The following is a 15,587-nucleotide window of genomic DNA, read 5'->3' on the forward strand; positions in this document are numbered from 1 at the left end:
TGATGTTATGCTATTGGGATCAACCCCTATGAGTTTCGCTAAATCTCGTTTGGAAATAGAGCGACCATCTTCTCGCTTTATTTCAATAAGCATTAATAGCCGTTTATTAATTGTATCACTGCTGTTTTTTCTCAGCTGGGTTAATTCCTTCACACTCTCTTTGATGTGTATTGTTTTTGCGAATGACATATTGTTATATTTATAGTTTAGTCCAAAAATAATAAAAAAAATCTATTCTGCAAATATTGGACTTAATTTTATTTATAATTGGTATAAAAACTTTTGACACATTTCATTTTTCTTTTAACAACTTGCCTACAAACTCATTTATTTCCTCCACAAACTCGTCGTAGTATTTACCGGTAGCCGGCCCGCTAAAGCCTGTATGGATTTTTCTGACTTTCCCTTTTTTATCAATAAAAATTGTTGTGGGGTACGACATAATATGATTCAACATAGGAAGCGTTTTTGCTGCCACCTCCTTCTCGGAAGATGTTGCTGCAATCAAGACATCATACCTGCAGTTAAACTTCTTTGTTACCCGCTGAACATTTGTAACAGCTTTGCTCATATCACCAGTACGCTCATAGGCCAATGCAACCACTTCAAGCCCTTTTGCTTTCTGTTTATCATAAAAACCCGCTAAAAACTTTGTCTCGTCAATACAGTTCGGACACCATGAACCCATGATCTGAACAATAACAACTTTGCCTTTATATTTTGGATCAGTGATCGAAACTTTTTTACCGGTCAGATCAGGAAATGAAAACTCGAATTTGTCAAACCCGGGTTTTAAAAAGGTTAAAGAGTCAGGATCTCTTAATTCAAATCTGTCATTAATTTTCGCTTTCCACTTTTCATGTCCGTGCGAACCCGACCAGAAATCACCTTCAAGGGTGGTATCAGGTTTCAATTTAGCTTTAAACATAAATGCATGGGCTCCATCAAAGCAGGAAAAGGAAAGTGTTTGATCATCAAGGAATGAGCCTGCAAGATACCGGTAATCGCCTGTTTCTGTTAATATTGTTCCTTCAACCCGGTCTCCTGCCTTGTTTCCATGTTCAACCAAACCGATTCCTTTATATTCATCAGCAGCGGACGGATTGAAAGTCATTTCCCATTTGGTTTTAATGAGTGATGAATGCGATTCTGAAGCCTCACTATTTTTACCTGTCTTTGTTGCACTAAAAGGTAAAATGTTATTTGTTTTCCGGGCATGATTGATCCATGATCCTGAAATTGAATCCCCGGTTTTTTTACACTTGAATTCCGAATCGAAGACAGGCATTTTAAAACTCAGCGAATCTTTTGTTTCAGAAACCTGGCTTATTGTTATGCTCTCTTCGCCGTTATGAATAATAATTTGCTTCCCCGCTTTTGTGTTTAAAATTCCGAGGTCGAAATACAGAAGAGTACTGTCGTTTAATTTCAATTTTCCCAGCCACATAGTTTCCACCGGTTTTTTTTCAGTTGTGTTTTGCTGAGCGCTTATGCTGTAGTATAGCAACAGGCCCGACAGAAGGGTGATGGTTCTCATTTTGTTCATTTGCTTCTTTTAATAAATTTTATTCCGAAAACTAAACATTAAATTTTATTCCCTGTGCCAAAGGCAATTCCGTTCCGTAATTGATTGTATTGGTCTGCCTGCGCATATAGGCCTTCCAGGCATCGGAACCCGACTCGCGTCCGCCGCCGGTATCTTTCTCGCCGCCAAATGCCCCTCCTATTTCTGCACCAGAGGTCCCGATATTTACATTGGCAATCCCGCAATCCGAGCCTTCCGGAGAAAGGAATTTTTCAGTTTCCAGTATATTTCCGGAGAATATGGAGGATGACAATCCCTGCGGCACATCATTTTGCATTTGTATGGCCTCTTCAATTTTTGAATATTTCATTAAATACAATATCGGCGCAAATGTTTCTTCCTGAACTTTTTTATAGTAATTTTTTGCTTCAATGATACAGGGTGTTACGTAACAACCCGATTCAAAATCCTTACCTTTCAAAATCTCCCCGCCGCAAACTACTTTTCCTCCTTCAGCCTTCACTTCCTTTATCGCTTCCTCAAACATACGAACCGCCTGCTTATCAATAAGCGGTCCCACCATCGTTCCGTTTTCGAGCGGATGACCGATACGTATCTGTGAATAGGCTTTCTCTAATTTTTCTTTAAAGGCGGTGTAAATGCTGTCTTTTATTATCAACCTGCGCGTAGTTGTACAGCGCTGACCCGCAGTGCCTGCTGCACCAAACAATACGGCTCTCAGCGCCATGTCCAGGTCCGCATGTTCGGTAATGATAATGGCATTATTTCCGCCCAATTCCAGTAAAGAACGGCCCAGGCGCTGCGCAACTGTTGTTCCCACGTTGATTCCCATACGTGTTGAACCGGTAGCCGATACAAGCGGAATGCGCTTATCCTTACACATCAATTCCCCTATATGCGAATTACCAATAATTAAATTTACAACTCCTTCGGGCACGTCATTTCGTTTTAATACTCCGGCAATTATATTTTGACAAGCGATGCCGCATAATGGTGTTTTCTCAGAAGGTTTCCAAACCACCACATCACCGCATATAAGTGCCAACATGGCGTTCCAGCTCCATACGGCGACAGGAAAATTAAAGGCTGATATTATTCCAACAATGCCAAGCGGGTGCCATTGTTCATACATACGGTGCTTAGGCCGTTCGGAATGCATGGTTAAACCGTACAACTGGCGGGACAACCCAACCGCGAAATCACATATATCGATCATTTCCTGCACTTCACCCAGACCTTCCTGATATATCTTTCCCGTTTCATACGACACCAATTTTCCCAAGGCTTCTTTATTTCTTCTTAATTCCTCCGCCATTTGCCTTACAATTTCTCCGCGCGCCGGAGCCGGGATCAGCCTCCAGGTAACAAAAGCCCCTTCCGCGACTTTCATCATTTTCTCATAATCAATTTTTGTTGCCTGGTTCACAATACCTATCAACTCTCCATCGGACGGAGAATAAGAATCGATACGGTCGCCCTTTGTATCGTACCATTTTACACCTGTACTTATCCCCTTATTGAGGCGTTTCAAACCAAGCTCCTGCAGAGCTTGTGCAATTCCATATTTATCCTTTGCTGCCATATTTCTATTTGCTTTGAACGGGTTGACCCGCGATGATCTTTTTTAATTCCATGTAGCCTTGTTGTGCCTGCTGGTGGTCGGGTTTGAGCTCAAGTGTTTTCCCCCATGCCTGCAACGCCTTCTGGTAATCATTAATGGTGAAGTATGCCCCGCCAATGTTATACCAGATCTCCGGGTTATTTGGAGCGATCTGTTTTGCTTTTTCCATTTCGGCAATGGCTTCCATTACCTTTTGGTTCTTGCCCAGGTCGAGTCCACGGTTCAGATAACCAGTGGCGAGAATATCCTTATACCTTGGTATATCAGGGTAATGCGGATAATATACTTCCACCATATCCCAGTTGGCTTTTGTTTTTTCCAGGTCATCCAATTTGTAATAAGCCAAACCACGATTTATGTAGCTTGTTACATAACGGGGGTGTATGGCAATCGCTTTATCAAGATACCCGATCGCTTTCGCGAGCAACTCCTTTTGCTTTGCTTTGTTCTCCGGACGTTCCGAAAGATCAATGTAGCGTGCGCCTGCATTACCATTAGCTAAAGTACTACCGGGAACTGTTTTTACATCTTTTGTGAATAATGTTATGTCATTTTTCCATTCCGCATTGCGCTCAATGGTTTTGAAAGCGCTCGCTACAATAACTATAACAAGAAGTCCCAACAGGACTATGCGTCGTGAAGCATCGGTTATCCGCATTTTTTCAACCCCTTTTACCAGCAGGAAAGCGAGAGCTATAACAAAACCAACAGAAGAATGATAGATCAGGCGCTCGCCCATGGTAGCGCCGATGTTCAAAAAAATATTGCAGACCAGAAATAAATTCATCAGGTAAAATGCAATAGCGAAAGACAATACATGCCGCTTCTTAAAAAGCTTTATCCCCGCGATAATCATTCCTACGTGAACAATTAGCGAAAGCCAAACGATCGGATTGGCAAAATCCTTGTAAGGAATAGCGTTGTATGAATAGTCCGCCGACAATGGATGGGGGAATATCAATAGTTTAAGGTAGTTGAGTGTGGTGGATATCTCTGTGGCGATTTTCTGCGCTTTGGTGGCAAATAAATACGGGTTGTTCAACACCTCATTGTCAGGAACATTTGCTTTCAGCACCACGATAGAAAGACGGATCACAAGGTAAATAACCACCACAAGGGTATATGGCAGAAACGCCTTTATGCCGTTTTTAAACGAATGGTTTTTGAAGAGATAAAAGGCAAGCGGAAGCAGGACGATGAGTGTGATGGCATATTCCTTTGATAATAGGGCGAGAAAGAAACACAACAAAGCTTTAAGCAAGGTTGCTTTTTTATTATCATCCTTATACCGGAAGGCATAAATAAAAGTCAAGCAAATAAAGAGCAGGGACATGATCTCGTCACGACTTTTCACATTAGCCACTACCTCTGTGTGGAGCGGATGAATGGTAAACAAAAGTGCGGCAATAAAAGCGATGTCCGGCTCCAGCGGGAAAACAATATTTCTTAAAAAGTAAAGCAATATTATAACGGAAAGAATGTATATCAATACATTTATAACATGTCGGACATGCATACCATATATCGCGCAATCCATTTCATTCCACAGGCTGTCACCGTTCAGATCCTCTTCAACATCCGTTTTCCCGTTCCCGTTTTTATCCCAGCAATTGGGAATTGCTTTTCCGTCGGGATTGGTGCCCATAAATTGTTGCTCAATGGCGAAAGTAACGATTGACAAAGGACGATAACGACCGCCTGAAAGCTGATCCTTAGCATTCATCGACCGATAAAAACTATCATAAGCATCTTTGCTTAATATTTTCGGAATGCCTTTTATTCCCTGCTGAACATATTCATTTTTTATGATAACTATACCATCATCTAACGCGAACTCATTAAAAAATGAATTGAAGTAAAATACAAACCCGATTATCGATAGTATGATGGCCTGCGCGCGAAAGCCGGAAAACGAGAACAAAGAAGATGGCTGTAACGGAAGCCGGGCCTCTGTAACTCTTTCTTCTTTAGCCGGTTTTGGTTTGTTACTATGTTTGGCCATTGGGTTACAAAATTACATTTTTTACCGCCTTAATTGCTACCTTTGCCTTTAATTTTTTGACTCTTGAAATGGTTCTCCTCATACTCCTTTCGCCTTTTATTATCGGGGCTTGCCGCAATTTTACTCAGTTATGTATTTCACGGACCATCCAATACGGATCACACTCCTGAGCTTCAAAAATTTGAATCCGTTTTGCATAAAAAAGAGTTGCAGCTCGAACACGAGTTAGCGGTGCTGGCCGACCGGGCTTCGAAAGAAAGCTACACCCGTTTATTCACCGAAAAACCCGAATACTACAATAAACTTTATAAGGAGTTTGGTTATGTACTGTTGATCTATGAGAACGACACCTTAAAATTCTGGTCCGACAATTCAGCTGCAGTAGAAAACCAGATGAAAACAGTTTGCCTTGATGACAAGCTGGCCCGGCTGCGCAACGGCTGGTTCGAAGTTATCCGTACAAAATCATCCGCGTCTACCAAAAACTGTATCGGACTATTCCTGATCAAAACCGATTACCCTTATCAGAACGATTATCTCCTTAACAAATTTCAAAAACAGTTCTCATTGTCCAGCGATACACGCCTTTTAAAAGGCAACAGCGCTGATGTGCTTGCTGTTCATGACCATTCCGGAAATTACCTGTTCACGTTAAAGTTCAATGAAAGCAACGAAGCTGCTTTCATGGTATACAGCTGGCCGATAGTTCTGGAGCTTACCGGCCTTCTTCTGCTTGTACTGGGACTCTGTTTATTATTTGATCCATCGCTGCATATCAATGTGTATAATCCCTTTAAAGCTCTGCCCTTTATTTTCAGCCTGGCGGCTTTGCGTTTTATAACTATAAAATTTCATCTGCCCGAAGCGCTTTATTCTACTCCCTTATTCGGGCCCCAGTTTTATGGCGATGCCACTTCCTTTTGGCTGCCCTCATTGGGCGACCTGCTTTTAAACACTTTATTCATCCTTGCGATCGGGATCTATTTGAACTTATCTACAGCCGCGGGACATGAAAATAAGATCTTAAAAAATAAATTCATAATTGCAACCCTCCTGCTCTTCGCACTTTTCTGCGGCTCACTTATTATAAACAAATTTTTTATCAGCCTTATCGAAAATTCCAACATTTCATTTAACATAAATAATATCTTCAGCCTTAATGCCATAAGTTATACGGGGTTTGTAATTGTTGCCCTGTTACTACTTTCCTTTTTTCTTGCTGCCAATAGGGCTGTCAACGTAGTTAATGATTTACAGTTGTCGTTAAGATCACGTATTAATTCTTTTTTTATTGCGGCAATCCTTTTCTCGGTCATTTGTCATATCATCGGCTATGTCGATTGGATCTATATTTCAATGCCGCTTATTATAACGATAAGTGTTTACATTGTTAAAAATAAGGCGTCCCGCGGCGGCTATTCATTTCCCGATATTGTACTCATTGTATTACTGTTTTCCATATACAGTGTACACACATTCACTAAGGAACTGCGCGGGAAAGAACATGAAAACCGTATTGTAATTGCCGAAAAGCTGGCAGCGGATAAGGACCCATTGACAGAACACCTGTTCACGGAAGTGGAAGAAAAGCTGAACTCAGACAGCTTACTCGTCAGCTACCTGCTGCAGCCCGAAAAGGACATTAATGCGTTTGAAAAACGTTTACGTCAGAATTATTTTGGCGGTTATTGGGACAAATACAACATACGATTTACCGTGTTCGATACACTTTGCCGGGTACTGGTAAAACCCGCCGGCTCTACCATTGAAAACAACACTTATTACGATGAGATCATTGAGCGGGAAGGCCAGGAAACGGCCAGCGAACATTTTTATTTTTTAAAAAATAATTCAGGGAAAATAAGCTACATGGCCAAATTGCCCGTCACAATTGATAAATACGGGAAACGAAAACTGGCTACCATATATGCTGAACTGGACACCCGTTTCCTGCCAGAAGAGATCGGGTTCCCTGAATTATTACTCGACCGGAACATGGGGATTGACCGGGACCTCTTTAATTATTCATACGCAAAGTATAAGAACAACGTATTGATCAGTCAATACGGCAAATTCCGGTTCAGTTTAACCCCCCGGCAATTTATCACAGGTGGAACAGACGTTACTTTTACCGACATCGATGGATATAACCACCTGAGTTTTTCACCAAACAGATCCACCGTAGTGGTCATCAGCCAGCCCTCGCAAACATTACTTGATATGGTAACCTTTTTCTCCTACCTCTTTAGTTTTTTTAGCCTTATCGTTCTGATTGTAATAATCGTCCGGCAGGTGATCCGCGGCAGCTTATTCGATCATAACAGCTTTAAATACCGGATACAGTTCTTACTTGTGCTTATTGTGCTGGTTTCACTTGCTTTATTCGGCACAGGCACAATAATTTATATTAAACAGCAATATGAAGTGAAGAACAGGGAAAGTATCAGTGAAAAGATCAACTCAGTATCTGTTGAACTGGGAAGTAAACTTGGTGAGGAATCGGTACTCAATAGCGGCTTCAAAGAATATGCTAATTATTTTCTTAAAAAACTTTCGTCAGTGTTTTTTACAGATGTTAACCTGTACGATCTTAACGGCAATGTTTATGCCTCTTCCCAGCCCAAGATCTTTGAAGAGGGTCTCGCCTCTACTAAAATGAACCCGGATGCGTATCTCGAGATGGCCATTCAGCAAAAGACTCAATACATACATGATGAAGAGATCGGCAGCCTGGAATACCTCTCGGCCTATGTTCCCTTTAAAGGAAAAGACGGGGAACTGCTGGCCTATATTAACCTGCCTTACTTTGCCAAGCAAACTGAACTGGAAAAAGAGATTGCCGGCTTTCTCGTCGCGTTAATCAATATTTACGTTTTACTCTTTGCTCTTTCCGTTTTAATGGCCATTTTTATTTCCAATTATGTAACACGCCCGCTTAAACTTATACAGGACAAACTCGGCAAGATCCAATTGGGAAAAATAAATGATCCTATCGACTGGACCGATAATGACGAAATAGGCAGCCTTGTAAAAGAATACAACCGCATGATCATGGAGCTGACCAAAAGCGCCGACCTGCTTGCCCGGTCGGAGCGGGAAAGTGCCTGGCGCGAAATGGCCAAACAGGTGGCGCATGAAATAAAAAATCCACTTACCCCGATGAAGCTTAGTGTACAACATTTGCAACGTATGTGGAGTGACAAGACACCTGACCGGGAACAAAAGCTTCAGCGAATTACCAATACCCTCATCGAGCAGATCGATGCCTTGTCATCCATTGCAAGCGCATTTTCGAGTTTTGCAAAAATGCCTAAACCCAACAATGAAAAAATTGACTTAAATAATATTTTACAGAACGCTATTTCTTTATTCAAGGAAACAGATGGTTCAACTTTTCAATATACGAATGAAACAGAAGGTGAAGCATGCGTATTTGCCGATAAAGAACAATTACTTCGTGTCTTTAACAACCTGATAAAAAACGCAACTCAGGCAATACCAGAAACCCAGGAGGGACGGATAAAAGTATCGTTGACAAGGGAGAATGATCATTACCTGGTAAAAGTGGAGGATAACGGCAATGGAATCAGTAATGATTTTATTGATAAAATATTTACTCCGAATTTCACAACCAAAACGGCCGGAATGGGACTGGGACTCGTTATGGCGAAAAACATCATTGAAAGTTGCGGCGGGAAAATATGGTTTAAAACAGAAGAGGGAAAAGGGACTACATTTTATGTCTCGATCCCTTGTTGTAAATAAAGCTTTGTGAGTATTGTTGCATTGCAGAAAAATAAGAAACAGCAGAAAAGACGTATGAAAAATATAGCGGTATTCGCTTCCGGGGAAGGCACAAATGCTCAACAGCTGATCAATCATTTCAGATCAAGTGATCTGGCCCGTGTGGCATTGATCGTAACCAACAATCCTAAAGCCCATGTGATAGAAAGAGCCAAGGCTTCACACATACCTCACCTGTTGATCGACAAGAAAACTTTTTCCGAAACCACATTTTTGCCTGGTGAATTAAAAAAATATAACATTGATCTTATCGCGCTTGCCGGATTCCTGTGGTTGATACCGGCCTATTTAAACAAAGTTTTTCACAACAAAATTGTAAACATTCATCCCGCATTACTTCCAAAATATGGCGGGAAGGGGATGTACGGGGCTAACGTTCATAAAGCAGTTATTGCAGGCAATGAAAAGGAAAGCGGCATAACCATCCATTACGTGAATGAAAACTACGATGAAGGAGAAATTATTTTACAAGTGAAATGTGACGTGACTCAAACGGATACTCCTGAAACACTCGCCGCTAAAATTCACAAGCTGGAACATGAATATTACGCAAAGACAATAGAGAAGTTATTGAAATAACCGTACTAAATTGAACCGCTATTTTATCTCCGTACAATCAAATGTATTCTCGTTCACATAATATAACCTGTCTTCCTCCTGTTTAAAATGAAATCCGAACACGGAGTTGAACACAAACCGGAATGTATTTACAGGTGTTATTGTTGCAGGTACTTTATTGTTGAATTCCCGGGGAAGATGGATAGCATTTAAAATGCTGTTTGCTTCATTTATTTTATCACTTCCGCCAAGCATATTAAAACCATGGTCGCCCTGGATAATGATCACAGGCGGAACAGCGGAATTCGCAAGAATCGAATCCGTAATTTTCATTATCAGATCATCGGTATAGATCAATTGGTCCAAATACTTTTCCTTATCTCCGATGCTGTCGCTTTCAATTGCCCTTAACTCTCCCTTCCTATTATAATGATAGGGATAGTGCGGCAACAAAAAATGTGCATAAACAAATGTAGCCTTCTTGTTCTCTTTTGATCCTTCAATAAATTCATTCAGTTTTGTAAGCACACGCTTATTACCAGCCACATTGTCTTCCTCCTGAAAAAAATTATCAATAACTTTCCCAAACCCCAATGACAGGTCCGTTAACACCTTGCCGGGAAAAGTTTTCCTCCACAGGTACCTGCTCAGGGAAAACGTATAATAGCGGGTATATAACCTCGGCTGCGCACATAAATCAAACGGCGAAAGGTTAATTATATCATAACCCAAAGTATGAAATAATCCTGCCGCTTTGTTTTCTCTTATCACCTTGCCTAAAGAATTTATGCGGGCCCCTATCCCCTGTTTGTATTCAGGTAGTTTGTTTAAGTGCTGCATACTAAAGGCGGAGGCAAGTGAGTATAGTGTGAAATTGTAATTGCTTCGGGCATTTTTAACCACATAAAAATTCCTGGATTCGAGCTGTTTCACGAAAGATGTATCCGCGTAATCCCAATATTTTTTCAGACTCTCTGACCCGGTATGCATATCAAACAACAGGTAATATACATTTGGCAAACCGGCGGGAAGGGTTACAGGAAGATCGACCTGCTCATCCGCATACGTATAGTCATTCCACGCTTTATTGCCAAAGGGGTAATAAGCGATTTTGATAAGCTCTGTAAACAAAAGAAAAAAAGCAAAAGAAAAAAGGAATTGATTGAAACGTACGAATGTTCTCCTGCTCTTTATAATTTTTACCACAAAAAAAATAATGAGTGTGGGAAAAAGAATTAATATATACCTGTATCGTAAAACAGATTGGCAGACCGCGGCTCCCGGAAACAAGTCGGATGCAAAACCAAAAAAAAGAACGGGCATGAGAATAGCAGTTGTTATGAGCGCCGGCTTAATACTATTCCCCGTTATCTTTTTACATACAAAGAAAAATGCTGAAACAAAGATCAGCATCCCTGCCAAAGGCCCAATCAACGAGCCTGGATTAAGGTAGTCCTGCATTTCATGAAAGCCGGCAACAACAAAAAACGCGGTAAAAAGAAGCGAAGATAAGATCGGATACCTGAAAATAACAGCCTTTACGCTCTCAATTATTCTCATACTTCAATCGGTTATGCGACGCATTAAATACAAGACCCTTTCAGTGCCTGCTAGTTTTATTTTTTCTTTGATCGCAAAATAATTAGAAAATTCAGCTTCAAAGTTCTCAACAGTATAATCTGGTATAATGTCCGCTTTAGACCTGAATAATTTTTGCGCATTCGCATCCTCCTTTGGTACAAACTCAATCACAAGATGTTTTGTTATGTCGTTGAAAAAGGATGCTATTCTGTTTAAAGGTAAATTATTTGTGATCGCCAGGTGGTGGACGAGAGCCAATGCCATTACCAGATCAGCGGCTCCTCTTTTAAAAACAGGATCCCGCTCCTTGTTCTCCCAGCCCAGACCTGGGCTGGGGTTCATAACATCTATCACCAAAGGCAAAATATTGGTACTCCCATTCTCCCTGCAATCAGTATATATTTTATCCACGCACTCATATGAACTATCCATCGATACCACGAAGCTGTTTTTAAGAGAATCCAGTTTGCTGAAAACGCCTGTATTTGCCCCGAGATCCCAGACACAATGGGGACTTACTTGTTCACAGTAATTATTAACCATTTTGATCTTTTCCGGGATGTACGCTCCGGGCAATTCAATATCAGCATAATAGTTGTACCAGGAAGCAACATGCCCCGGAGATCTTAACCCTGCAATTGCTTTACCAAGACTTTCAACCAACCCACTAAATGCGTTCCGGCTGAATTTTTTCTTCCCTGAGTTTCTATCAATCTTTTTCTCAGAAAATTTATTTTGACCAACCAAATGGAGGTGAATATGTATAAGAATACCTGTGTTAAACCGGCTGCCTGCAGGAAGTAATGAAGCGGCCAGGTCAAGCGGGATCCCATCCAGGTTGTTTTTGAACAGCTGAATGAGCCGCGGATCTTTAAAACTCATTAAAGCCAGCGGAGCTAAAAAATGCTGGCAAAATTGTTTGTAAGCCACCCAGGGCTCTCCTTCCTTGCAGATCTCAAATGACAGTGTGTCGATCAAAACAGGTTTGCCCTCATTAAACTGTATATTAAAAGCGCTGCTGTCTTTCAATGTCATGCCATGCGCCAGTGCTATCCTCTGTATTTCAAGGACGAGAAAAGCCGCATCTTTCAATTGATTGAACGACCATTCATACGGATAGGAAATAAACTTTATTCTTTTCGGCTTTAAGAGTTTAAAATATTCCGTGGCGTCCGGTGAAACATCAACCTCATCATGATGAATAAGGAAACCCAGAGCGGTAAGCTTTGAATAAAGTCCTGATCGGATAAGTTGTAAATAATTCTCTTTGTAGGAAAAGGCAACCGAGCGGTACAGGATATTCTCTCTTAAAAAAACCCGGCCATCCGGATCACGGAATGAGCCCGGGATCGCAATAATAGAATTGACATTATCGGGCATCTTTACTTTTCTTTATCAATTTAAAGGCCCGCACGGCCAGTGATTTTAAAATATCTTTAATGGTTTTAAAATAAAAAGTCAATGCAAGGAATCCACCCAGCAAAAGCTGAAAAATGTAACTGCCGCTACCCGGATCAATATATTGGGCATGCGCGCTGAACGCAAAAGATAAAAATATATTCAGAAAAAATAATTTGTCCTTCATTATACATCTAAATAGATATAAATATATATAAAAAGAGGCGGATGTATGCATCCGCCTCTTGTGTTAAACAATATGCTATAGGTTACCTGCTTCCCGTCAGAATTAATTTTCCGGTAGCAAAAACTTTTTCCTCATTTTTCAATTGGTAAAAATATACGCCATTGGAAAGACCATCACGGGACAATACATAATTTTCAGAACTGATATTGACTGGTACCCTCGCCTGATTACCGATGATATCAAATAAAGCCAATGAAACCGGACCGGCAGACCGCAGCAATTCAGGATCTAAGCTCAATGTAGCTGAATTATCGAATGGATGCGGATATATGCTTACCCCCGGGTTATTTGCGGTGGATTCATCGATACCAATTACCGAACAAACCCCCGCACTGATTTTAACATGCCCGGTAGCTCCGCAGGGGTTATTGGTAAGCGACCGTGCGATATTATCATTATTACAAGCTATGTCAATAGCGGCATCCAGTGTGCGAACATCCGTCGCGGCATTCCTGGTCCAGTGCATTAGTTTAGGAATATTTATTACATGCGCTTCCAACTGGGCGTGTGCAATTTCGTGCAAAGCGGTAGATTCAAAATCGTATACTTTGGTGCCTGAAGTGGCTCCGGGACCATAATTCCAGGATCCTCCGGCGGCAGAAGCGGCAAATTGAATATCAACTTCCTTCAGGATCCAATAGCTGACTGAATTTTTTGTACATGCGGAATAAAAAGTAAATGTTTTTCCCAGTAAACTACCCCCTAATATGCAGCCATTATCAAAACTAACAATGTTGACTCCATCCTGACCCTGGCAACCCACAGAGGTAGTTGTATTGCCGATCGTATAATTACATAAAGTGGCGCACCTCCACGTCTTTAATGCTCTTTCAAAAGCCGCTACCGCTGCAGTATTTGTTTTGAAAGAGGAATTATATTGAAACGTATAGCCACCTGTTGTATTCTGATTGGTTAAATTTAACCGGTTTTCTTTTGATCCATCATGATATGTCATCTGATCATAAGTAATAGTTAATGAATTGTTTGATACAATGGAAGAACCGGTATTATCTGTTACTCTGAACGTGCCAGTACCTGCTTTTGAAGGAACCATTACCTGGATCTGGCCGTCTGACCATGAAGAAATATTCGATGCGGGAACTGTATTGTATGAAGAACCCCCGTCATCAGCATTTTTAAATTCCACTTTTGCAGATCCGGAGTTTGTGCCAAAACCGGAACCATTAATAGTTAAAACACTTAATGTGCCCGCAGTGATTGTTGTCGGTGAAAACGACGAAATAACAGGAGCCGAAGAAGTTTTGGCTGCGTTTTTTGTCTGACTGATATTGAATTGCTTTATTACCTTATGATCCTGTCCGGACTTATTTTTAATAACGCCATACAACTCCTTTTCCACATCTGTATAGACTTTATGGGCATCTGTTGCAACCCGGTCCACCAAGTCGTATTTTATAAAACTTTGCACATTCACAGCCGGTTCAAATTTCAGGTTTGCCGGCATTGCGGTTATCGAATTTGTTACTGATGAGGGCTGTACGAAAAAAAGGCCCGTCTCATTTTCATTTAGCTCTATGCCTGGGGTTACTATTTCCATCTCCGTACCAACAACTCCACCCTCCGTTACCAATTCAACCCGGGTTCCGGAAATAGTGCCTTTAAGCACCTTATACACTTCAATGATATTTGAAGTATATATATTGGTATGTTCCGTATTCCAGAATGAGCTTTTACGCACAACACTTCCTTCAAAAATGACCCGTGAAGCCTCAATCTTTTCAGATAAGGGAACTTCTATGGTACCGCATTGTGAATACGCAGATAGTTCTGCAAATACAACAGCCGCTGTCAACAAGAATAGCTTTTTCATCATCATTATGGTTTTTAGATTAGTAATTTTAACATCACTTTTATTAAATTTATAATGCAGAATATTTAAACGCAAACCACAATACACTCAAAATTGCAATTCATCGGTTTGATCTTTGCTTAACTAAAACTACAGAATATCCACTGGAAAAGGCCCCAGCTATAGGCAGTCCGGGCGGTTACATACCCTTAATGCACGAACCTGAATTGAATAAGAAAGCCTGAAGGGGGAAGATGATATGATAAAAAAGTAATTTCAAAAATCAGGTTTCAGGAAAATACAGGAGAATGCATAAAAAAAATCGTGAATAGATTTGTTGAAGCCGGCCTCAAGAAAAATAAAATGACAATTGTACTGAGGTAAGGGCTTATCGCGTTTTAATACTGATGCCAAAACTGGAAACCCCGGTCGACATGTCGAGGAACATTCCAATTTTTGGATTAAAGTGGTATTCGGCTCCTACATGTATATCAATATATCCTCCGCTGCTGGTCCGTTTAACTGCGGTAGTAGAGCCGGTATAGCCATCTTCCCAGATAGTTTTACGATATGCAAAACCAAGAGAAGCTGCAGCATAAAAATCCCACTTCTCTCCGGCAAGAAGAAGCTCATCAAAGTAATATGAACCTTTAAGTCCTATGGGCACAACTACTGTCCGGTAAGAGTAATCCCTGTAAGGTTTATTATTTCCGGGACTGCCCCAATAATAGTAATTGGTATAGGAGAAAAAAGAAATGAATGGCGCGAGGGTGAAATTCTTTGCTACATCAAACTCGTAATTAATAAGGAACGGGAAAGAGTCCCCATAATAGCCGTAACCATAGCTAAAACCTAATGACATATTCAAAGTATTACCGTATTTTTCTCCTCCCTGATCTTCTTTTCCTTCATTACTGCTTTTCTTCTGTGCATGAACACAAAGAGTCCCGATAATAAGGGAGCCCATTAATAGCTTTCTTTTAAACATTGGAAAATTCATTATTAGAGCATAAAAATACA

10 protein-coding genes are annotated in these 15,587 nt (G+C 40.8%); 2 read left to right on the plus strand and 8 right to left on the minus strand.

Features of this window, described 5'->3' with window-relative positions; genetic code table 11:
* Positions 1-292 precede the first annotated feature (292 nt).
* From HYU69_06805 to HYU69_06815, 3 genes are read right to left on the minus strand one after another with little or no spacing between them, the layout of a single operon-like run.
* Positions 293-1,546 (minus strand): TlpA family protein disulfide reductase, encoded by a 1,254-nt coding sequence (locus tag HYU69_06805; GenBank protein MBI2270056.1) that lies wholly within the window; start codon positions 1,544-1,546, stop codon positions 293-295.
* Positions 1,547-1,577: 31 nt separating this feature from the next.
* On the minus strand, positions 1,578-3,128 hold the full coding sequence (locus tag HYU69_06810; GenBank protein MBI2270057.1) for an aldehyde dehydrogenase family protein: 1,551 nt from the start codon (positions 3,126-3,128) through the stop codon (positions 1,578-1,580).
* A gap of 4 nt (positions 3,129-3,132) precedes the next feature.
* Positions 3,133-5,169 carry a tetratricopeptide repeat protein gene (locus HYU69_06815; protein MBI2270058.1) on the minus strand — a complete coding sequence of 679 codons (2,037 nt, stop codon included), beginning with the start codon at positions 5,167-5,169 and terminating at the stop codon, positions 3,133-3,135.
* 63 nt (positions 5,170-5,232) lie between these two features.
* On the opposite strand from HYU69_06815, the gene HYU69_06820 reads away from it, so the two are divergent.
* Entirely contained in the window at positions 5,233-8,934 is a 3,702-nt protein-coding gene (locus tag HYU69_06820; GenBank protein MBI2270059.1) for a GHKL domain-containing protein, read from the plus strand.
* A 54-nt stretch (positions 8,935-8,988) separates the two neighbouring features.
* The gene (purN, locus tag HYU69_06825; GenBank protein MBI2270060.1) at positions 8,989-9,552 is read left to right on the plus strand and encodes a phosphoribosylglycinamide formyltransferase; all 564 of its coding nucleotides are present in this window, start codon (positions 8,989-8,991) and stop codon (positions 9,550-9,552) included.
* An 18-nt stretch (positions 9,553-9,570) separates the two neighbouring features.
* Here purN and HYU69_06830 read toward each other — a convergent pair whose 3' ends face one another.
* From HYU69_06830 to HYU69_06850, 5 genes are all read right to left on the minus strand, one after another.
* The gene (locus tag HYU69_06830; GenBank protein MBI2270061.1) at positions 9,571-11,091 is read right to left on the minus strand and encodes a sulfatase-like hydrolase/transferase; all 1,521 of its coding nucleotides are present in this window, start codon (positions 11,089-11,091) and stop codon (positions 9,571-9,573) included.
* Positions 11,092-11,094: 3 nt separating this feature from the next.
* A complete protein-coding gene (locus tag HYU69_06835; protein ID MBI2270062.1) occupies positions 11,095-12,492 on the minus strand; it encodes an SAM-dependent methyltransferase in 1,398 nt (465 codons plus the stop codon).
* The gene (locus HYU69_06840; GenBank protein MBI2270063.1) at positions 12,482-12,697 is read right to left on the minus strand and encodes a hypothetical protein; all 216 of its coding nucleotides are present in this window, start codon (positions 12,695-12,697) and stop codon (positions 12,482-12,484) included. The genes HYU69_06835 and HYU69_06840 overlap by 11 nt, the downstream gene beginning before the upstream one ends.
* 82 nt (positions 12,698-12,779) lie before the next feature.
* Positions 12,780-14,588, minus strand: coding sequence for a T9SS type A sorting domain-containing protein (locus HYU69_06845; protein ID MBI2270064.1), 1,809 nt, complete (start codon positions 14,586-14,588; stop codon positions 12,780-12,782).
* A 367-nt stretch (positions 14,589-14,955) separates the two neighbouring features.
* Positions 14,956-15,555 carry a hypothetical protein gene (locus HYU69_06850; GenBank protein ID MBI2270065.1) on the minus strand — a complete coding sequence of 200 codons (600 nt, stop codon included), beginning with the start codon at positions 15,553-15,555 and terminating at the stop codon, positions 14,956-14,958.
* Positions 15,556-15,587 lie beyond the last annotated feature (32 nt).

The sequence above is a fragment of the Bacteroidota bacterium genome (assembly GCA_016183775.1).
Classification (GTDB): Bacteria; Bacteroidota; Bacteroidia; order JABDFU01; family JABDFU01; genus JABDFU01.

Bases quoted from the DNA above. Each gene is read 5' to 3' on its own strand.
- HYU69_06840 (MBI2270063.1), bottom strand. From the start codon at position 12,697: ATGAAGGACAAATTATTTTTTCTGAATATATTTTTATCTTTTGCGTTC.
- HYU69_06845 (MBI2270064.1), bottom strand. From the start codon at position 14,588: ATGAAAAAGCTATTCTTGTTGACAGCGGCTGTTGTATTTGCAGAACTA.
- purN (MBI2270060.1), top strand. From the start codon at position 8,989: ATGAAAAATATAGCGGTATTCGCTTCCGGGGAAGGCACAAATGCTCAA.
- HYU69_06810 (MBI2270057.1), bottom strand. From the start codon at position 3,128: ATGGCAGCAAAGGATAAATATGGAATTGCACAAGCTCTGCAGGAGCTT.
- HYU69_06850 (MBI2270065.1), bottom strand. From the start codon at position 15,555: ATGTTTAAAAGAAAGCTATTAATGGGCTCCCTTATTATCGGGACTCTT.
- HYU69_06815 (MBI2270058.1), bottom strand. From the start codon at position 5,169: ATGGCCAAACATAGTAACAAACCAAAACCGGCTAAAGAAGAAAGAGTT.
- HYU69_06830 (MBI2270061.1), bottom strand. From the start codon at position 11,091: ATGAGAATAATTGAGAGCGTAAAGGCTGTTATTTTCAGGTATCCGATC.
- HYU69_06805 (MBI2270056.1), bottom strand. From the start codon at position 1,546: ATGAACAAAATGAGAACCATCACCCTTCTGTCGGGCCTGTTGCTATAC.
- HYU69_06835 (MBI2270062.1), bottom strand. From the start codon at position 12,492: ATGCCCGATAATGTCAATTCTATTATTGCGATCCCGGGCTCATTCCGT.